The sequence below is a fragment of the Erwinia sp. 9145 genome (assembly GCF_000745075.1).
Classification (GTDB): domain Bacteria; phylum Pseudomonadota; class Gammaproteobacteria; order Enterobacterales; family Enterobacteriaceae; genus Erwinia; species Erwinia oleae.
On sequence record NZ_JQNE01000001.1, the window covers coordinates 1,890,050 to 1,910,470 of the forward strand.

Sequence of the window (20,421 nt, forward strand, 5' to 3'; positions counted from 1 at the left end):
ATGGATAACACGGTAAAAGCACCAAATGTTAATTATTATTTGCAATAAGGTTAACAAAATTGGAGGCAATCGCTTGCCGGGCCGTTCATGCCCTGCGTACGCTATCTTATGGAAAAAAATTACCTTTTTAATCAGCGCATTCGCCTGCGCCATCTGCATACCTTTGTGGCCGTCGCTCAACAGGGAACGCTGGGACGCGCGGCGGAAACCCTGTCGCTCAGCCAGCCCGCTCTCTCTAAAACGCTTAATGAACTTGAAGCGCTAACCGGCGCACGACTTTTTGAACGTGGGCGCCTTGGCGCACAACTGACCACCATGGGCGAGCAGTTTCTGATCCATGCGGTGAAGATCCTTGATGCGCTGAATCACGCGGGCCAGTCACTGCGCGCTTCTGAACAGGGCGATCCCGCCGTGCTGCGTCTCGGCGTCCTGACCACGGTGGCGTTAGGCATGCTGCCTTCCATACTCGACCGCTTCCATCAACAGCAGCCACAGGCGATAGTGCAGGTCGCCACGCTGCATAACAACGTACTGATTGCAGGCCTGAAAGCGGGCGAATTTGACGTTTGTATTGGCCGGATGGCCGAAGCAGAAATGATGAACGGGCTTAATTATGAACTGCTGTTTCTGGAGTCGCTACGGCTGGTAGTGAAGCCCGACCATCCGCTATTAAGTGACAATGTCACGCTTTCCCACGCGCTCGCCTTTCCGGTGGTTATCTCTCCTGAAGGCACTGCGCCACGCCGCATCGCTGAAGCCATGCTGGAAAAACAGGGGTGCCATCTGCCCGCCACGCTGGTAGAAACGTCCTCCACTTCCCTCGCCCGACAACTGGCGCTGCGTTACAACTATGTCTGGTTTGTGCCTTCCGGCGCGATAAAAGAGGATCTGCTGCACGCCTCGCTGGCTGCGCTGCCCATTGCCTCGCACGAACCGGGCGAGCCGGTGGGGATCATGACCCGCTCAGGCGTGCCGCTCAGCCTCAGCGCAGAAGTGTTAATGACCACCATTCGCCGTTCTCACGCTGGCTAGCGGCTACGCTTGGCATGGCGCTCGCGATTGTCCAGCCGCGCCTGTTCGCTTTTGCGCAACGCAACATAGCAGGCACCGCTGCCGCCATGCTGCGGCTGCGCGCTGCAAAAGGCCTGCACGTGCTCAAACTGCTGGAGCCAGCGATCGAGATAACTGCGTACGACATTCGCGTGTGAGCGATCTTCCCTTCCCTTTCCGTGGATAATCAGCAGGTTGCGGAAGTTATGTTGCTCCGCCTGAAGCATAAAGGTGTACAGCGTACGGCGGCAGGCTTCCACCGGCTGACGCAGCAGATTCAGGCTGGCATCCTGCTTGTATTTCCCCAGCCTCAATTTATCCAGCACGCCCTGCTGAATGCCTTCTGCTTTGTATTCCAGCGGCGTGGCAAGCGGAACGAGAGTGAGGTTACCGCTGAGCAGCGGATTATCCAGTTGCGTTTCATCGTAAGGTGCCTGGCGCGTTCTGACGGAAGGTGATTTCAACCACTGCGTGTCGGCGCGGGTGCTGAGCGGCGTCACGTCTTCCATTGCCGCCTGAAAGAGATCTTTGTCTTCTGAATTTGTCATCTGGCCCTCCGGTTCACTCAGCGCGATCGATGACCGCGCCGGGTTAGTTTAGCAAATTTGCTCCCGGATGCGCTTACGCGCTGGCCAGCGCGAAGCGCGCGCTCTCTTCATCAGTGATCAGGCCGGAAACCCAGCGTCCTTTCAGCGCAGCCAAGATGGCACGATGTTTGTCGCGCCCGCCAGCGAAGCCAATTACGCGGCGCGTGGTATGCGCGGTCAGGCGCACGCTGGTCAGCCGCTCATCCAGCTCGCTGGCAACCCGCTGCCCGTCTTCGCCAATAAAATGACCGAGCATTTCCGCCGCCACGCGCTGCGATTCCAGTCGACTCACCTGCGCATCGCTGATAAACCCGTCCGCGTTCAGCGGGCAGCCTGGCGCCACCTGGCCGATGCCGACAAACATCACGTCCGCCTGCGCCGCTTTCTCTGTAACAGTGCGATAAATGCGATGGTTACACCAGAGATCGCGGTCTTCGGCACTGTCGGCGTAGAGCGGCGCAGGCAGAATAAAATAGCGCCCCTGGGTTTTTTCCGCCATCCACAGCGGCACGTCGTAGCGGGTACAGGAACCGTCGCTGGCGATGGCGCCAATCAGCGAGACGCAGCTGTGCTGCGGACGATCGAAAGCAGGCAGTTCCTCAATGGTGGCACGCAGCGTACGCCCCGATCCCACCGCGACAATTTGCGGCGTATCCAGCTTCAGCGTTTGCGCCATGATCTCCGCACCGGCAACGGCGATCATCTGTTGAAGACCCGAGGACTCCACGCCCGATGAGGGCACCACCTGACACTCTTTCAGTTCAAACCGCTCTCGCAGCTGTCGCGCCAGCGTCATGCAGTCGGCGACCGGATGCGCAATGGTCACGCTGACCAGCCCCTGCTCGGCGGCCAGCGCCACCAGACGCTGCGCTACCTGACGTGAAACACCGAGTTTATCGGCGATATCGTGCTGCGTTTCTCCTGCAATGTAATACATCCAGGCCGCGCGTGCCGCCTGATCAAGCTTCTTATCGTGTTTACTCATCATAGTGCTCTGACATTTTTTTTCAGCTTACTCCGAATATTTGCCCTTCAAACGGGCAAAAGCAAAATTTGTGATCTCTCCCGCAGACAGCCAGACGTTTGTTCACCAGTCTATAACGCATTAAGCAAAAGCTCTTGTTAAGAGCAAATGCCCATTTAAATAAGGAGAGTATTATGGCCGCTTCTGTCCCTTCCGTCTGGATGCATATTGGCGCAGGTTCATTTCATCGCGCGCATCAGGCCTGGTATCTGCACCGTCTGATCAAACAGGGTGAGTCCGACTGGCAGATTGCGTTGAGCAATATTCGCGATGACGCCTGCGCGCTGCTCGACACGCTCAGCGCACAAAACGGTGAATATACGCTGGAAACCGTTACGCCTGAAGGCGAACGTGCTTATGAGCGTATTACCTCCATTAAAACGCTGGTGCCGTGGGATCGCGAACTGAACGGCATGATCAAACAGGGCGCCGACGAAGCCACCCGCGTCATCGCTTTCACCGTGACCGAAAGCGGTTACTATCTCGACAACGATCACCAGCTTGATCCGCGTCATGCCGATATCCGTGCCGATCTTCAGGGCGAGGCGCGCACCATTTACGGCGCGCTGACTCGCATTTTGCTGGCGCGAATGGCTGCACATGGCAATCCCGTGACGCTTCTCAACTGTGACAACCTGCGCCATAACGGCGAGCGCTTTCGTCAGGGCTTTCTCACGTTCCTGACCCTGCGTAAAGAAGAAGCGCTGCTGGCGTGGGTGACCGCGAACACCACGTCGCCTGACACCATGGTCGATCGTATCACGCCGCGCCCAACGGCCGATATTGCGCCGCGCGTGGCACAGGCAACCGGTTTTGATGATAAAGCGCCGATCATGGGCGAAGCCTTTATTCAGTGGGTGATTGAGGATGACTTTGCCGCCGGGCGCCCTGCGCTGGAAAAGGTTGGCGTGGAAATGGTTGACTCCGTGCTGCCCTGGGAAGAAGCAAAAATTCGCATTCTTAATGCCAGCCACAGCTGCATTGCCTGGGCGGGCACGTTGACGGGCCAGTCTTATATTCACGAAAGTACGCAGACGCAGGCGATCAAAGAGATGGCCTGGGAATATGTCACGCAGGATGTGATCCCGTCGCTGACGCCAAGCCCGCTCGACTTGCAGGCGTATCGCGATGTGGTGCTGGAGCGTTTTGCCAATCCCTGGATTCAGGACACTAACCAGCGGGTGGCGGCCGATGGCCTCTCCAAGATCCCCGGTTTTATTACCCCAACGCTGATTGAGTGCTATGCCCGTGGCGAAACGCCGCGCGCGACCGCCGTGCTGCCCGCCCTCTTCTTCCTGTTTTTACAACGCTGGCACCGCGGCGAACTGCCGTATGAGTATCAGGATGGCGCGCTGGATGCGCCTGCGCTGCATGCATTATTAGACCGTGACGACGCGCTTGAGCGCTTTGCCGCCGACGAAACGTTGTTCGGCCCGCTGGCACAGCGGGCTGAGTTCGCCGCGCTGTTGAAAGAGACCGTTGCCGGGCTGGCTGAGTGGGTAAAACAGCCGCAGCCCGTCGGCGAATAAGGAGCACACTATGTATCTCGGAATTGATGCAGGCACCTCGGAAATTAAAGTGCTGGTGATTGACGGCGAAGGCGAGATGGTGGCCAGCGCCGGGGCAAAACTCAGCGTGCAGCGCCCGCATCCGCACTGGTCGGAACAGGATCCGGCGCAGTGGTGGCAGGCAACGCAGCAGGCCATCAGCGAACTACGGACGAAGGTCGGCAACCGCTGGGGAGAAATCCGCGCCATTGGCCTGTCGGGTCAGATGCACGGCGCGGTGCTGCTGGATAAAGATAACCGCGTTCTGCGCCCGTGTATTCTGTGGAACGATACCCGTAGCGCGGCAGAGTGCGCCGAACTGACCACGCTGGCGCCAATGCTCCACAGCGTCGCGGGCAATCTGGCGATGCCGGGATTTACGGCACCCAAGCTGATGTGGGTGGCGCGCCATGAACCTGAAATATTTGAACAGACCGCCAGCGTGCTGCTGCCGAAAGACTATCTGCGCTGGAAAATGACCGGTGAGAAAATCAGCGATATGTCTGATGCGGCCGGGACGCTCTGGCTGGATGTGGCGAAGCGCGACTGGTCAGACAGCCTGCTCGCAGCCTGCGGATTGAGCCGCGATCATATGCCGCGGCTGGTTGAAGGCTCTGCGCCGGGCGGAATGTTGAAGGTTGAGCTGGCGCGCCAGTGGGGGCTGAGCGAAGAGGTGATCGTGGCGGGCGGCGGTGGCGATAATGCCGCCAGCGCGGTAGGCATTGGCGCGGTGAATCCGGGCGATGCTTTTATCTCTCTCGGCACCTCCGGGGTGCTGTTTGCGGTGAACGATCGCTTCCGCCCGAACCCGGCCTCGGCGGTTCATGCATTTTGTCACGCCCTTCCCGACCGCTGGCATCAGATGAGCGTAATGCTCACCGCCGCCAGCGGTCTGCGCTGGCTGTGTGACCTGCTCGGCGCGTCGGAAACCACGCTCCTCTCGGAAGTGGCGACGCTGAGCAGCGCCGAGCAGCAGAGCGCTCCGCTGTTCCTTCCTTATCTGTCCGGCGAACGCACGCCGCATAACGATCCGCAGGCAACGGGATCTTTCCACGGGCTGACGCACGGCACGCAGCGCGCTGCGCTGGCCTATGCGGTGCTGGAGGGCGTGACGTTCGGTATCGCTGATGGACTGAAGGTATTAAACGAAGCGGGCACGGCGCTGACCGCCTGTTCGCTGATTGGCGGCGGCGCACGCAGCCCGTGGTGGGCGCAGCTGATGGCCGACGTGCTCAATCTGCCGGTGGTGACGCATAAAGGCGGCGAAGCGGGCGGCGCACTGGGCGCGGCGCGGCTTGGCTGGCTGGCGGATGGCGGTGATGAGGCGCAGGTCTGCCGCAAGCCCGCCGAACTGAAACGTTACCTGCCGGATGCCGGACGGCATGCGGTTTTAGAGAAGCGGCTCGACTATTTCCGGCTGCTTTATCAGCAGCAGCGCGAGGCTCGCGCACTCGGTTTCTAATCCTGACCCGGACGCCATGTCCGTCCGGGCCCTGCACGCATCTGAGGTACTAACATGACATCAGCAAAAAACTGGTTCGGACTCCCGCTCTCGCTGATCTGGGGCTATATCGCCATCGCCATTTTTATGAGCGGCGATGGGTTTGAGATGGCGTTTCTTTCCAAACACATTACCGATCTGGGCTTCACCCCGGCGCAGTCCGCGCTGGTCTTTACGCTGTATGGCGCCGCCGCCGCGCTGGCGGCGTGGAGCTCTGGCGTGGTGGCGGAAATCATCACCCCGCAGCGCGCGATGCGCATCGGTTTTGTGCTATGGGTGATCATGCATATTCTGTTTATGACGCTGGGACTGGGCCTGCGTAACTATCCGCTGATGCTGCTGTTTTACGGTATTCGTGGCCTGGCTTATCCGCTGTTTATCTACTCTTTCGTGATGCTGGTAGTGCAGAATGTACCTAAACATCAGCTCTCTTCCGCCATGGGCTGGTTCTGGGCGATGTATTCAATCGGCATCGGCTGCGTGGGCAGCTACCTGCCAAGTTTTACCATTCCGTGGATTGGTGAAACCGGTACGCTGTGGTTTGCGATTGCCTGGGTGACTGCGGGCGGTCTGATGGCGATGTTTATGCTGCGTAAGGTGGGCGGCGAAAGCGAAAAAGCCCATCTTTCAACGCGTGAGAAAATCACCGAGCTGTCGCGGGCGGTGACCATTCTCTTCACTAACCGCAATATTTTTCTGGCCTGTCTGATCCGCATTATCAATACCCTCTCACTGTTTGGTTTTGCGGTGGTCATGCCGATGCTGTTCGTCGGACGGCTGGGCTTCAGCATGTCGGAATGGCTGCAAATATGGGCGGTATTCTTCTTCGTCACCATTTTCACCAACGTGATGTGGGGCGTGCTGGGTGAATATATCGGCTGGATCCGTCAGGTGCGCTGGTTTGGCTGCCTGGGCTGCGCGCTGTCGAGCCTGGCGTTTTACTATCTGCCCGTTACCTTCGGTCATAACTACTGGGTGGCGATGATCCCGGCGGTGATGCTGGGCATTACCGTGGCCGCTTTCGTGCCAATGACCGCCGTTTTCCCGGTACTGGAGCCAAAACATAAGGGCGCGGCGATTTCGATTTATAACCTGTCGGCAGGGCTCAGCAACTTTCTCGCCCCGGCGATTGCATCACTGGTGCTTCCCTTCTTTGATATTGTCGGTGTGGTGTGGACGTATACCGGTCTTTACCTTTTTGCCGGTATTCTGACCATGATCATTAAAGTCGATCAGCCTGCACGCGTCTCTGCTTCGCAGGAAACCAGCCGCTACCGCAACAGCGTCGCCACTGAGCATAAATCCTAATTTTCTCTAACCACTTGATTTTTATTAAGGGATGCTGTTTTAAAAACGGCATCCCTTTTTTTATGCGGATAAACAACCTCCGACCCGTTCCCTTTAGTGGCCAATAAATGTTAAAATTGACCCTGGTCAATAATACAGTCGAGCATAATTTATGATCCCGGAAAAGCGTATTATCAGTAGACGCATTCAGTCTGGCGGTTGTGCAATCCACTGTCAGGATTGCAGCATCAGCCAGCTCTGTATTCCATTCACCCTGAATGAACATGAGCTCGATCAACTCGATAATATTATCGAGCGCAAAAAGCCGATTCAGAAAGGCCAGACGCTGTTCAAAGCAGGTGATGAGCTGAAGTCTCTGTACGCAATCCGTTCCGGCACCATCAAAAGTTATACCATTACCGAACAGGGCGACGAGCAGATCACCGGCTTTCACCTGGCGGGCGATCTGGTGGGTTTTGACGCTATCAGCGCCGGGGAGCATCCGAGTTTTTCTCAGGCGCTGGAAACGGCAATGGTCTGCGAAATTCCTTTTGAAACGCTTGATGACCTTTCCGGTAAGATGCCCAGCCTGCGTCAGCAGATGATGCGTTTGATGAGCGGCGAAATCAAAGGTGACCAGGAAATGATCCTGCTGCTGTCAAAAAAGAACGCGGAAGAGCGGCTGGCTGCCTTTATCTATGGCCTTTCACGTCGTTTCGGCCAGCGCGGTTTTTCCCAACGCGAGTTTCGTCTCACCATGACGCGTGGCGACATTGGTAATTACCTGGGGCTGACGGTGGAAACGATCAGTCGTCTGCTGGGCCGCTTCCAGAAGAGCGGTATGCTGGCCGTTAAAGGTAAATACATCACCATTGAAAATCACGAGCTGCTTTCGCAGCTCGCCGGTCAAAGCCACGCCGTGGCCTGAGGATTGTTTCCGGGCTGATAAACAGCCCGGCTTCTCCTTTTTTCGCCAGGCAATCACCCTTCGACAATATTGTTATAATATTGATCCCGCTACGTCTTTTTTACTTCTTACCCGGCCATGATTGGGCTATCTTTATGCAATACGCTCAGTGCATGGAGACTTTACTTATGGCTAAGTATCAAAACGTTCTGGTGGCCATCGACCCACAGCAGGACGATCAACCCGCGCTACGTCGTGCTGTTTATCTCAATCAGCGTCTGGGCGGCCGGATCACTGCGTTTCTGCCGATCTACGACTTCTCTTACGAAATGACCACGCTGCTTTCACCGGATGAACGCACCACTATGCGTAAAGGCGTGGTCAGCCAGCGAACCGAATGGATCCGCGAGCAGGCGCAGGCCTATCTGAGTGCGGGTGTGAGCATTGATATCAAAGTTGTCTGGCACAATCGACCTTTCGAAGCCATCATCCAGGAAGTTTTGCACGGCGGTTACGATCTGGTGCTGAAGATGGCGCATCAGCAGGACAAACTTCAGGCGGTGGTCTTTACGCCGACCGACTGGCATCTGCTGCGTAAGTGCCCCTGCCCGGTGTGGATGGTTAAAGACCAGCCCTGGCCGGAAGGCGGTAGAGCGGTGGTGGCGGTCAACCTGGCGAGCGAAGAGCCGCATCACGATCCGCTTAACACAAAGCTGGTGAAAGAAACCATTGAACTGGCTGAGATGGTTAATAATACGGAAGTGCATCTTGTGGGCGCGTACCCTGTCACGCCGATCAATATTGCGATAGAACTGCCGGACTTCGATCCCAGCGTGTATAACGACGCTATTCGCGGGCAACATCTGTTGGCGATGAAAGCGCTGCGCCAGAAGTTCAGCATTGATGAGAAATATACGCACGTTGATAAAGGTTTGCCGGAAGAAGTCATCCCGGGTCTTGCCGAGCACCTGGATGCAGGCGTGGTGGTACTGGGCACTATTGGCCGGACCGGCCTGTCAGCTGCGTTTTTAGGGAATACTGCTGAGCAGGTTATCGATCATCTGCGCTGCGACCTGCTGGCAATCAAGCCGGATGGCTTTGTCTCACCGATTGCGCTGGACAATGACGAAGACGACTAGTCGGCGGAGAACATAATGGATAAAAAAGCCGGGTTTCCCCGGCTTTTTGTTATAACGCTTTCAGAATGGCGTCGACGGTCGCTTTCGCATCGCCGAACAGCATCTGAGTGTTCTCTTTAAAGAAAAGCGGGTTTTGCACGCCAGCGTAACCGGTATTCATTGAACGCTTAAACACCACGACATTCTGCGCTTTCCACACTTCCAGCACCGGCATCCCTGCAATTGGGCTGTGCGGATCGTCCTGTGCGGCCGGGTTCACCGTATCGTTCGCGCCAATGACCAGCACCGTATCGGTATCGCTGAAGTCGTCGTTGATTTCGTCCATTTCCAGCACAATATCGTACGGCACGCGCGCTTCAGCCAGCAGAACGTTCATATGCCCCGGCAGACGTCCGGCCACGGGATGAATGCCGAAACGCACCTTAATGCCCATCGCACGCAGTTTCTCGGTGATTTCGGCGACCGGATACTGTGCCTGAGCAACCGCCATGCCATAGCCTGGTGTGATGATCACCGAACTGGAATTTTTCAGCAGCTCTGCGGTGCCCTGGGCGTCGATTTCCCGATGTTCGCCGACCTCTTCACCCTCGCTGGATACCGCGCTGTCGGTGCCGAATCCGCCAGCAATCACGCTGATAAACGAGCGGTTCATCGCTTTACACATGATGTAAGAGAGGATGGCGCCGGAGGAACCGACCAGCGCACCGGTGACGATCAGCAGATCGTTACTGAGCATAAAGCCCGCTGCCGCTGCCGCCCAACCTGAGTAGGAGTTAAGCATTGACACCACCACCGGCATATCCGCACCGCCGATGGAGGCAACCAGATGCCAGCCGAACGCCAGCGCAATCAGCGTCATCACAAACAGTGCGAAGCCCTGAAGCCCTGCGCTGTCGGTACGCACAAAAATGATCAGCAGACAGAAGGAAACCACCAGCGCCAGCAGATTCAGCTTGTGGCGATGCGGCAGCATCAGCGGACGCGAGGAGATTTTCCCGCGCAGTTTACCAAACGCCACCAGCGAACCGGTGAAGGTCACCGCGCCAATAAAGATACCAATGAACACTTCGCTCAGATGGATATTTTCCAGTACCGCATCCAGACCCGGACCGTGATCGAGGTAGCTGTTAAAACCGACCAACACCGCTGCCAGGCCGACAAAGCTGTGCAGGATTGCCACCAGCTCCGGCATTTCGGTCATTTCAACTTTTTTCGCCAGGTGCATGCCAATCGCGCCGCCAATGACCATCGCCAGCAGAATCCAGGCAACGTGACCGGTTTCAGGGCCAAAAATGGTCGCCAGCAGCGCAATCGCCATACCGCTGATGCCGAACAGGTTACCCTGTTTAGAGGTTTCATGTTTTGACAGCCCGGCCAGGCTGCAAATGAAGAGAATTGCCGCAACAATATATGCTGCTGTTACTAATCCGCCAGACATTGCTTATCCCTTAGTTCTTACGGAACATTTTCAGCATACGCTGAGTCACGGTGAAACCACCGAAAATATTAATGCTGGCAATCAGCACCGCGATAAATGACAGGAAGCTCACCCACCCGCCGTGGCCAATCTGCAACACTGCGCCAACCACAATAATGCCGGAAATGGCATTGGTAACCGACATCAGCGGCGTATGCAGCGCATGGCTGACGTTCCATACCACGTAGTAACCCACCACGCAGGACAGCGCGAAAACGGTGAAATGGGAAAGGAACGACGCAGGCGCAACACTGGCAAACCAGCCAAACAGAATGATGGCCAGCGCGAACAGCGCATATTTACGCATCGGCGACGCAGGTTTGGCCTCAACCTTCTCCACTTTTGCCGCCGCCGGCGCGGCTTTTGGCGCAGCGGAAACCTGAATCGGCGGTGCGGGCCAGGTCACCTCGCCGTCGCGGATCACGGTAACGCCGCGGATCACCACGTCGTCGAAATCAATGGTGATTTCACCATTTTTCTCTTTGCACAGCAGCTTGAGCAGATTCACCAGGTTGGTGCCATAAAGCTGGGAGGACTGCGTTGGCAAACGGCTCGGCAGATCGGTATAGCCAATGATCTTAACGCCGTTGTCGGTAGTGGTAACGCGATCGGCAACGGTGAGCTCGCAGTTACCGCCGGTTTGCGCCGCCAGATCGACAATCACACTGCCCGGCTTCATTGCCGCCACCATCTCTGCGGTAATGAGCTTCGGCGCCGGGCGACCGGGGATCAGCGCGGTGGTGACAATAATATCCACCTCTTTCGCCTGCGCGGCGAACAGTTCCATCTCCGCCTTGATAAAGGCTTCGGACATCACCTTTGCGTAGCCGTCGCCGCTGCCCGCTTCCTCTTCAAAGTCGAGCTCAAGGAACTCGGCGCCCATGCTTTTCACCTGCTCTTTTACTTCAGGACGGGTGTCAAATGCACGAACGATCGCCCCGAGGCTGCCTGCGGCGCCCACGGCGGCAAGGCCAGCCACGCCGGCGCCGATCACCAGCACTTTTGCCGGCGGCACTTTACCGGCGGCGGTAATCTGTCCGGTAAAGAAGCGGCCAAACTCGTGCGCAGCTTCAACGATCGCGCGATAGCCTGCAATATTCGCCATTGAGCTGAGCGCATCAAGCGACTGCGCGCGCGAGATACGCGGCACCGCGTCCATTGACATCACGGTGACCTTACGCGCCGCGAGTTTTTCCAGCAGTTCAGGATTCTGCGCGGGCCAGATAAAGCTCACCAGCGTGCTGCCTTCACGGGTGAGCGCAATCTCGGCGTCATCAGGCGCATTCACCTTCAGTACGATATCGGATTGCCAGACGTTGACGCTGTCGGTCAGCGTGGCGCCTGCGGCCCTGTAGGCGGCATCATCAAAGCTTGCCAGCGCGCCCGCTCCGCTCTCCACCGCCACGGTAAAGCCCAGTGCGATCAGTTGCTCAACGGTTTTAGGCGTGGCGGCGACACGCGCTTCGTTGAGCAACCGTTCTTTTGTAATTCCAATTAACATGTTTTTCCCTTTCACCAGAATTTAACGGCGTTCTCGTGAACGGCAGAGGCCGTCCGGTCTGTATCAAACTGTTTATAACCTACTGAAATTGTGTCTTGCGATCTACCCGCAGCCCGAGCGTTTCACAACATTTCATATAAAACTTCGAAGGCAAGTAGCAAATGCGCTATTTTTCGACTGAATTTTACCGTTCAGCACGCATATCCTGCTGTACCTTAAAACAACGTTTCAAAAAAATACATGCCCAAAATCATTATTTAACAATGGATTAACGTTTTAAACGATAGGACTTATCGAATTCACTGTTTAAAAAGCGAAGCAGCATTGTGGATAGCAGCAAGCAGCAATTTACGCTTTTGCCGCACCGGCTCCCCTGCACATATCGCTCAAAATGGCTGAGACAGAACTCATTATTACATGTAATATCCCGCTACTAATCTGTTACACATCAAGAGTCCGGCACGTTTATTACTCATTTTGGCGTAAGGCGAAGGATTATTTTTATGAAGCTGAAGAACACCCTTCTGGCATCAGCCCTGTTATCACTCACATCACTCTCCGCCTTTGCGGCACAGGAGCTGGCGCCCGAAAAAGCAGCATCGCTGAAACCGTTTGACCGCATTGCGGTTTCCGGCCGGTTTAATGCGATCAATGAAGCAAGCAGCGCCGTATCGAAACGTGCGGACGAGGCAGGTGCGGCTTATTACTACATTCAGAATATTAACGACATCAATGGTAACGGCGGCAACTGGCGCGTGGTGGCCGACTTGTATCATGCGGATGCGCCAACGGTATCGACTAAAAATCGCGATCGCGTCATTAATGGCGTGCGCGAGCTGACTAAGGAAGAAGCCTACAAGCTTGAGCCTTACGACACCGTTTCGATAAGCGGCTTTTACCGCAGCCAGCCGGACGTCAACGAAGCCATTACCAAAGCCGCAAAGAAAAAGGATGCGGCCTCCTTTTTCATTATTCGCCAGTTTGACGCCAACGGCGGCGGTAATCAGTACATCACTGCCTACATCTATAAATCTGATGCGCCAGAGCGTAAAACGCAGTCGCCAGACCTGATCCCTGCCGATTCACAGGCGGGTAAAGCCGCGCTGGCCACCGGCGGCGCGGCGGCGGCGAAAGTGCAGATCCCTGGCGTTGCCTCCTCCGAAACGCCAAGCAATAAAGTGGGCCGTTTCTATGAAACGCAGTCATCGTCCGGCGAACGTTATACGGTGAAAACGCCGAACGGCAAGAGCGTGCAGGAAGTGAGCGCGGTGACGGCGGCTCAGATGCAGCCTTTCGACAGCGTGACCTTTACCGGCCACTTCGGTTCGCCAACGGAAGTGTCTGAAGCCGTTGGCCGCGCCGCCATTGCGAAAGGCGCGAAGTATTATCACGTGACGCGTCAGTGGTCGAATCAGAGCGGCGGCAACCTTACCGTCTCTGCCGATCTGTTCAAGTAAGTCCCGGAGTGGCGGCCTGCGCGCCGCCGCTCCTGCATAGTTTCCGCATTAAAACTGCATAAACACGCAAAACTCACCCTCATTGCATTGCATCCCGGTATCACGCCTCGTAGAATCGCCAGCCTGTTCAGAGGATCTGATGACTCATTTCCGCTCATTTACGCATCAGCAGCCTTTTAACGTGTTGAAGCTGGTTGTTTATTCTGTTTCTGGAAGCCATTTTGGATAAAAAACTTGGTCTTACCGCGCTGACCGCGCTGGTTCTCAGTTCAATGCTTGGCGCGGGCGTGTTCAGCCTGCCGCAAAATATGGCAGCCGTTGCAGGCCCGGCCGCTTTGCTGATTGGCTGGGCGATAACCGGCGTGGGGATCGTATTGCTCTCACTGGCGCTGATGTTGCTGACGCGTATCAAACCCGACCTCGACGGCGGCATTTTCACCTACGCCCGCGCAGGGTTTGGTGAGCTGACCGGTTTCTGCTCCGCCTGGGGATACTGGCTCTGTGCCGTGATCGCCAACGTCTCTTATCTGGTTATTGTGTTTTCCGCCCTGAGCTTTTTTACCGATTCGCCTGGGCACGTGGTGTTTGGCGATGGTAATACCTGGCAGGCAATGGTTGGCGCTTCCCTGCTGCTGTGGCTGGTTCACTGGCTGGTGCTACGCGGCGTTCAGACGGCGGCCAGCATCAATTTAGTTGCCACGCTGGGCAAACTTCTGCCGCTCGGTCTGTTTGTCGTGCTGGCGATTGCCGCCTTCAACCTTGATCGGTTCAGGTTCGATTTTTCAGGCATCCAGTTGGGCACGCCGGTCTGGCAACAGGTGAAAGATACAATGCTCATCACGCTGTGGGTTTTTATCGGCGTGGAAGGCGCGGTTGTGGTTTCTGCTCGCGCGCGCAATAAAAAAGATGTCGGGCGCGCCACGCTGCTGGCGGTGATCGCGGCACTGTGCGTTTACCTGCTGGTTACCCTGCTCTCTCTGGGCATTGTGCCGCGCGCAGCGCTGGCCGAAATGCGCAATCCCTCTATGGCAGGTCTGATGACCCGGTTGATCGGTTCATGGGGCGATGTGGTTATTGCGCTGGGGCTTATCGTTTCGGTATGTGGCGCCTATCTGAGCTGGACGATTATGGCTGCGGAAGTGCCGTTGCTGGCTGCGCAACTGGGCACATTTCCGCGTGCGCTGGCGAAGCAAAACGCCCGCGGGGCGCCCGCTGCCTCGCTCTGGCTGACCAATGGCAGCGTTCAGGTGTGTCTGGTTCTCATCTGGCTGACCAATTCGGATTACAACACCCTGCTCAATATTGCTTCTGAAATGATCCTCGTACCCTATTTTCTGGTGGGCGCTTATCTGCTGAAAGTAGCAAAAAAACCGGCGGTGAAGGCGGTGGCAACGGGAGCCAGCGCCTATGGCTTATGGTTGCTGTATGCGTCCGGCCCGCTGCATCTGTTGCTCTCCGTGGTGCTTTACGCGCCGGGTATTTTGCTGTTTTTGTATGCGCGGCGCGGTGAGCGAAAAGATGTCAGGCTGAACGTTGCGGAAAAAATCGCCATGGTGGCGTTAATGGCAGGCGCCGTACCAGCGCTTTGGGTGCTGGTGCGCTAATGAGAAAAAGCGGCGACCTGTACGCGTAGCCGCTCGTTTTGTTGTTCAAGCTTCAGCGGCTTCACGTACTCTTCGCGGATGGCCTCAAGCTGAGGTTCCGACAAGGGATAAGGCAGCAAAATATCGAACTGTTCAACGTGCTGCTGTGCCGCCAGCGTTATCAGTCTGACGATATTGGTTTCGTCACTGAGCTGCGTTGAAATGATTTGCAGCGCTAACGCTTTCAGCCGCTCCGCAGGCGAACGTGGCAGGTCGGGAGCGCTACGGGTTACCATGCCGAAAACGGGTATTACGCCATAAATAGCATCGACAAAACTCCAGCGTTTTTTGCAGGAAGCCGCAAGAAAATCAGTGTAATTCAGGCAGATTGCTTCACTTACTGGTGCAGCGGTCAGCTTTTTGTCAGACACGCTTTTGCTCCCCTGTTCGTTAAATATTTCCCTTAGTTGCCGAAACAACCCTGCTAATATAATGGCATATCTTTCCGCGCTTATACTATATATCCGGCGTTATTTAGCGTAGGGGAATAGTGCTAAGGCCGGACAAAAGGTAATCTTGCTTACTTCTTTTCAGATAAACGCGCGTATGAACAGAATTGTATTTGTTGAAGACGACCCGGACGTAGGCGAACTGATCGCCGCCTACCTTAATCGCCATGATATCGAGGTGGTGGTGGAAAGCCGCGGCGATCGCGCTGAGGCGACCATTGCTGAAACCAATCCCGACCTGGTGATGTTGGATATTATGCTGCCCGGCAAGGATGGCATGACGCTGTGTCGCGACCTGCGTTCACAGCAAAAATGGACCGGGCCCATTGTGCTGCTGACCTCCCTCGACAGCGACATGAATCATATCCTGTCGCTGGAAATGGGCGCCAATGACTATATCCTCAAAACCACACCGCCTGCGGTGCTGCTGGCAAGACTGCGGCTGCATCTGCGTCAGGCAGGAAACACGACGGATATCGCGCCCGCCGTCAGCGGACAAAAAGAGCTGCGATTCGGCACCCTGCGCATCGATCCGCTTAATCGTCAGGTGCTGCTCAGCAACGACGTCGTTGCTCTTTCCACGGCGGATTTTGATCTGCTGTGGGAGCTGGCGACCCATGCAGGCACGATTTTAAACCGCGACGCGCTGTTAAAGACGCTGCGCGGCGTCAGCTACGACGGGATGGATCGCAGTATTGACGTGGCGATATCGCGACTGCGCAGAAAACTGCTGGACAGCGCCACCGAACCCTATCGCATCAAAACCATCCGTAACAAAGGCTATCTTTTCGCGCCACATGCCTGGGATGCAGAGCAATGAAGAAACTGTTTATTCAGTTCTACCTGTTGCTGTCGGTCTGCTTTCTGGTGATGGCGATGCTGGTCGGGCTGGTCTATAAATTCACCGCCGAACGCGCCGGGCGCCAGTCAATGAACGATTTGATGAAAAGTTCGCTGTACCTGATGCGCAGCGAACTGCGGGAGATCCCGCCGCGCGACTGGAACAAAACCATCGATAATCTTGATCTCAACCTGTCGTTCAAGTTGCATATCGAACCCATGAGCAACTACCGGCTCGATGCGGCTACGTTCAAACGCCTGCGCGCCGGTGAAATCGTTGCGCTCGATGATGAATACACTTTCCTGCAACACATTCCACGTAGCCATTATGTGCTGGCGGTGGGGCCCATTCCTTACCTTTTCTATTTGCATGAGATGCGGCTGCTGGACATTGCGCTGCTGGCGTTTATCGGCATTTCGCTGGCGTTTCCGGTGTTTATCTGGATGCGTCCGCACTGGAAGGAGATGCTGCGGCTGGAGGCCGCCGCACAGCGCTTTGGCCAGGGGCATCTGGACGAACGCGTCCATTTCGACAGCGCGTCAAGCCTTTTGCGTCTTGGCGTAGCCTTCAATCAGATGGCGGACAATATCAACGCCCTGGTCGCCAGTAAAAAACAGTTAATTGACGGTATTGCCCATGAACTGCGCACGCCGCTGGTGCGCCTGCGCTACCGGCTGGAGATGAGTGAGAACCTGACGGAAGCGGAAGCTGCCGCGCTGAATCGTGACATCGGCCAGCTTGAGTCGTTGATTGAGGAGCTGCTGACCTATGCACGCCTCGATCGTCCTGAAGTAAAGCTCGACGCGCAGCCGCTCGATCTGGCGCGCTGGCTCAGCGAACGGCTGGAAGACATCCGCTTTATGCACCCTGATTTCACCATTGAACTGGATATGCCGCAGCGGCAGAATCACGGCGTGGCGGATACGCGCCTGATCGAGCGCGTGCTTGATAATCTGGTTAATAACGCGCTGCGCTATGCCAGCCAGCGTCTGCGCATCAGTTTGTGGTTTGATGGCGAGAGCGCTTTTATGCAGGTCGAAGACGACGGCCCCGGCATTCCGCCCGAAGAACGCGAGCGGGTATTTGAACCTTTTGTCAGGCTCGATCCCAGCCGCGATCGTGCCACCGGCGGCTGCGGGCTGGGCCTGGCCATCGTGCATTCCGTCGCGCAGGCTTTTGGCGGTAACGTCTCCATCGGCGCCAGCCCGCTGGGCGGCGCCAGCGTTCGCTTTTGCTGGCCGATTAATTTACCCTTAACCCCTTCTTCACGCGCTGCCTGATGGCGCCAGACAACATCAAGGAATCCCATGCCTTCTGCCTATGAAAATCTGACCAAAACGTTTACCCGCCTCTCCCGCTTCGGTCACCTTTCAGCCATTGCTGGCTGGGATATGATGACCATGATGCCGCCAGGCGGCAGCAGCGCGCGCGGCGAAGCGCTGGCTGAACTGAGCGTGCTGCGCCATGAGATCCTGACGGCTAAAGAGGTCGGCCAGTGGTTGAATGAGGTCGACCCCGCTGCGCTGAATGATATCGAACGCGCTAACGTGAGCGAAATGCGCCGTGTCTGGCAGCAGGCCGCCCTGCTCCCCGCCTCGCTGGTGGAAGCCAAATCCATCGCGGGTACGCGATGTGAACACGCCTGGCGACAGCAGCGTCCGGCCAACGACTGGCAGGGCTTTGCTGAAAATCTGAAAGAAGTGGTGAAACTGAGTCGCCAGGAAGCGGAGATCCGCGCGCAGGCCGGTGGCGTTTCGCGCTACGATGCATTGCTGGATATGTTCGAACCGGGCATGACGCGCGCGAAGCTGGACAATACCTTTGGCGACATCAGGCAGTGGCTGCCGGATCTGCTGCAACGCATCGTCGATAAGCAGGCGCGGGAAACCGTTGAGGTGCCGGTCGGGCCGTTCGCTGTTGCATCGCAAAAGCAGCTTGGCCTGGCGATCATGAAGCAGCTTGATTTTGATTTTAATGCAGGCAGGCTGGACGTCAGCGCCCACCCTTTCTGCGGCGGCGTACCGGAAGACGTACGCATTACCACCCGCTACAATGAAAACGAATTTATCAGCGCGATGATGGGCGTGATCCACGAAACCGGCCACGCGCGCTACGAGCAGAACCTGCCGAAGCAGTGGCCGGGACAGCCGGTTTCGCTGGCCCGCTCAACGGCAATCCATGAATCACAAAGCCTGTTTTTTGAAAAACAACTGGGTCGCAGCGCCGAATTTCTGCGCCTGATCCTGCCGCAGGTCAAACTGCTGCTGGGCGATCAGCCTGCGCTGGAAACCACCAACTTTATTGCGCTTAATCAGCGCGTGAAACCAGGCCTGATCCGCGTGGATGCCGATGAGGTCAGCTATCCTGCGCACATTATTCTGCGTTACGAAATTGAGTGCGCGCTGATTGAAGGTGACATCGAGGTGGATGATATTCCTCAGCTATGGCAGGAGAAAATGCAGTCGCTGTTGGGCCTGGATACCACCGGTAACTATCGCGATGGCTGTATGCAGGATATTCACTGGACCGATGGCGCGTTCGGCTACTTCCCTACTTATACGCTCGGCGCAATGTATGCCGCGCAGCTTTTCCAGGGATTGAAGAAGGCGCTGCCGCAGGTTGATGAACTGCTGGGGGAAGGTAATCTGCAACCGGTCTTCGAGTGGCTGCGGCAAAATATCTGGCAGCACGGGAGCCGTTTCAGCACCCGCCAGCTCATTGAGAATGCCACCGGCGAAGACCTGAATCCTGTCTGGTTCCGCCAGCATTTAGAGAATCGCTATTTGCGGGGCATTTAACCGATATAAACGCTGTGCGGTCGGTAAACGGCCGCACAAATTTCAGTAATTTTGACGTCTGCGAGTTTGTTTAATGAGATTTCAGCCGCTTCATGTTCCCCGCTAACACTTTTCTTCGCCCACCGCATCATAGGTACATTCAAACGGATCGCGCCATGTGTAACGCTTATAAAATAAGCTCACCTTGTCGCCCGTATCCCAAAATAATACGCCGCCGCCGCTGGAATATATTTTCCATCTTCCGCGAAAACTATTATTAAATTCGACACTTCCTGTTGCATAGCAAGGCGAGTAGCGATCGTGCACGATAAAGCTGAGAGGCACCGGCTGCGAGTTGAGGAAAAAAGCACGAATATCTTTCATGTCAGGGATAAAATTACGACAGCCACTTTTCACATTTTCGGCGTCATCTTCACTTTTACCTGTTTCGTTAATTTCTATTGATACTATTTTTCTGTCTGACGCTGCATTTACCTGCGCAACATTTACAGCGTAAAGCAAAATCAGCAACGAATGAAGTATATTCACCATTTTGCCGTGCCTGCTTCAGTTTTAACTTTATACGATACTTCCGGATGCCTGAAGACATCAGCCATTGAAACATTGAATGTATCTGACAGTTGGTTAACTAACCATTTAAGCGAACTATTTTGCGCATCATTAACTTTTTCATAAATGGCATTTTCACCTTCCCCGGACTCTGGCTTTCCCACGATTTCTATTCCAATAGAATCAAAATTAGCTGGATATCGTTCTGGATAGGTTTTTTTTTGCTCAATACGGGATAGTTGCTTATATTGATTCAGGAAAGGTTTGATCTTAGCGAGTTCCACAGGGCTGCATCTCATTTCCATAAGACATCTTGACCTGATATTGCCAACATGATTGGCTACTTTGTATAAAGAAGCGGTTTGATATATCGCCCCATCTTTAGCGATCAGAAAATGCGCGCCATTTGCACCTTTATTTTTATAATTATTGAATGCGCTTTCAGCGCTGGGGCCGCCCGTCTGATGTACTATTATGCCGTTAACTTTACGCAATTTTCCTCGTTCAATTGTATTAAAAATCTTAACAACAATGCGTTCTGCATCAACGTAACCCTTTTCATCGATATATAACATGCCTGTTCGTCCTTGTTCTTCCTTTTCCAGCCTGCATAGTGCGCTATCGCCACACTCAAGACAAATTTATGATGTTTTTTTTGAAATGC

Annotated in this window: 18 protein-coding genes; 11 read left to right on the top strand and 7 right to left on the bottom strand. The window is 55.5% G+C overall.

Annotation, left to right across the window (positions count from 1 at the left end; all coding sequences use genetic code 11):
* Positions 1 to 108: 108 nt before the first annotated feature.
* Complete coding sequence (locus FA91_RS09250) at positions 109 to 1,032, top strand: LysR substrate-binding domain-containing protein (RefSeq protein WP_034919171.1); 924 nt, start codon at positions 109 to 111, stop codon at positions 1,030 to 1,032.
* Here the strand turns inward: FA91_RS09250 and smrA are convergent.
* Both smrA and FA91_RS09260 read right to left on the bottom strand, forming a co-directional pair.
* Positions 1,029 to 1,598 (bottom strand): DNA endonuclease SmrA, encoded by a 570-nt coding sequence (gene smrA, locus FA91_RS09255; RefSeq protein ID WP_034914912.1) that lies wholly within the window; start codon positions 1,596 to 1,598, stop codon positions 1,029 to 1,031. The two genes, FA91_RS09250 and smrA, sit on opposite strands and share 4 nt — an antisense overlap.
* 73 nt (positions 1,599 to 1,671) lie before the next feature.
* Positions 1,672 to 2,622, bottom strand: coding sequence for a sugar-binding transcriptional regulator (locus FA91_RS09260; RefSeq protein ID WP_034914914.1), 951 nt, complete (start codon positions 2,620 to 2,622; stop codon positions 1,672 to 1,674).
* 173 nt (positions 2,623 to 2,795) lie between these two features.
* On the opposite strand from FA91_RS09260, the gene dalD reads away from it, so the two are divergent.
* The 5 genes from dalD (at position 2,796) to uspE (ending at position 9,042) form a co-directional block, all read left to right on the top strand.
* Complete coding sequence (gene dalD, locus FA91_RS09265) at positions 2,796 to 4,190, top strand: D-arabinitol 4-dehydrogenase (protein WP_034914916.1); 1,395 nt, start codon at positions 2,796 to 2,798, stop codon at positions 4,188 to 4,190.
* A 10-nt stretch (positions 4,191 to 4,200) separates the two neighbouring features.
* Positions 4,201 to 5,670 (top strand): xylulokinase, encoded by a 1,470-nt coding sequence (gene xylB / locus FA91_RS09270; RefSeq protein ID WP_034914917.1) that lies wholly within the window; start codon positions 4,201 to 4,203, stop codon positions 5,668 to 5,670.
* A gap of 54 nt (positions 5,671 to 5,724) precedes the next feature.
* A complete protein-coding gene (locus FA91_RS09275; RefSeq protein ID WP_034914920.1) occupies positions 5,725 to 7,017 on the top strand; it encodes an MFS transporter in 1,293 nt (430 codons plus the stop codon).
* Positions 7,018 to 7,168: 151 nt separating this feature from the next.
* On the top strand, positions 7,169 to 7,924 hold the full coding sequence (locus FA91_RS09280) for an FNR family transcription factor (RefSeq protein ID WP_034914923.1): 756 nt from the start codon (positions 7,169 to 7,171) through the stop codon (positions 7,922 to 7,924).
* A gap of 167 nt (positions 7,925 to 8,091) precedes the next feature.
* A complete protein-coding gene (gene uspE / locus FA91_RS09285; protein ID WP_034914927.1) occupies positions 8,092 to 9,042 on the top strand; it encodes a universal stress protein UspE in 951 nt (316 codons plus the stop codon).
* A 49-nt stretch (positions 9,043 to 9,091) separates the two neighbouring features.
* Here uspE and pntB read toward each other — a convergent pair whose 3' ends face one another.
* Both pntB and pntA read right to left on the bottom strand, forming a co-directional pair.
* A complete protein-coding gene (gene pntB / locus FA91_RS09290; RefSeq protein ID WP_034914928.1) occupies positions 9,092 to 10,480 on the bottom strand; it encodes a Re/Si-specific NAD(P)(+) transhydrogenase subunit beta in 1,389 nt (462 codons plus the stop codon).
* Positions 10,481 to 10,490: 10 nt separating this feature from the next.
* Positions 10,491 to 12,020, bottom strand: coding sequence for a Re/Si-specific NAD(P)(+) transhydrogenase subunit alpha (gene pntA, locus FA91_RS09295; protein WP_034914932.1), 1,530 nt, complete (start codon positions 12,018 to 12,020; stop codon positions 10,491 to 10,493).
* Between the two features lie 503 nt (positions 12,021 to 12,523).
* Between pntA and ydgH the strand changes: the two genes are divergently transcribed.
* Complete coding sequence (gene ydgH / locus FA91_RS09300; RefSeq protein ID WP_034914934.1) at positions 12,524 to 13,477, top strand: DUF1471 family protein YdgH; 954 nt, start codon at positions 12,524 to 12,526, stop codon at positions 13,475 to 13,477.
* A gap of 221 nt (positions 13,478 to 13,698) precedes the next feature.
* Entirely contained in the window at positions 13,699 to 15,081 is a 1,383-nt protein-coding gene (locus FA91_RS09305) for an amino acid permease (RefSeq protein ID WP_034919174.1), read from the top strand.
* Here the strand turns inward: FA91_RS09305 and FA91_RS09310 are convergent.
* A complete protein-coding gene (locus FA91_RS09310; protein WP_034914937.1) occupies positions 15,078 to 15,491 on the bottom strand; it encodes a hypothetical protein in 414 nt (137 codons plus the stop codon). The two genes, FA91_RS09305 and FA91_RS09310, sit on opposite strands and share 4 nt — an antisense overlap.
* A 175-nt stretch (positions 15,492 to 15,666) precedes the next feature.
* Between FA91_RS09310 and rstA the strand changes: the two genes are divergently transcribed.
* Genes rstA through FA91_RS09325 form a run of 3 tightly spaced genes read left to right on the top strand, consistent with a single transcriptional unit; the run spans position 15,667 to position 19,208 of the window.
* Positions 15,667 to 16,389: a two-component system response regulator RstA gene (rstA, locus tag FA91_RS09315; protein WP_034914940.1), complete on the top strand. Its 723-nt coding sequence runs from the start codon at positions 15,667 to 15,669 to the stop codon at positions 16,387 to 16,389.
* The gene (rstB, locus tag FA91_RS09320; RefSeq protein WP_034914942.1) at positions 16,386 to 17,690 is read left to right on the top strand and encodes a two-component system sensor histidine kinase RstB; all 1,305 of its coding nucleotides are present in this window, start codon (positions 16,386 to 16,388) and stop codon (positions 17,688 to 17,690) included. Before rstA ends, rstB begins: the two co-directional genes overlap by 4 nt.
* Positions 17,691 to 17,717: 27 nt before the next feature.
* On the top strand, positions 17,718 to 19,208 hold the full coding sequence (locus FA91_RS09325) for a carboxypeptidase M32 (RefSeq protein WP_034914944.1): 1,491 nt from the start codon (positions 17,718 to 17,720) through the stop codon (positions 19,206 to 19,208).
* 102 nt (positions 19,209 to 19,310) lie between these two features.
* On the opposite strand, the gene FA91_RS09330 is transcribed toward FA91_RS09325, so the two are convergent.
* Together FA91_RS09330 and FA91_RS09335 are read right to left on the bottom strand one after the other, a co-directional pair.
* Positions 19,311 to 19,739: a hypothetical protein gene (locus FA91_RS09330; RefSeq protein WP_034914946.1), complete on the bottom strand. Its 429-nt coding sequence runs from the start codon at positions 19,737 to 19,739 to the stop codon at positions 19,311 to 19,313.
* Positions 19,733 to 20,332 (bottom strand): peptidoglycan recognition family protein, encoded by a 600-nt coding sequence (locus tag FA91_RS09335; RefSeq protein WP_034914948.1) that lies wholly within the window; start codon positions 20,330 to 20,332, stop codon positions 19,733 to 19,735. Before FA91_RS09335 ends, FA91_RS09330 begins: the two co-directional genes overlap by 7 nt.
* Positions 20,333 to 20,421 lie beyond the last annotated feature (89 nt).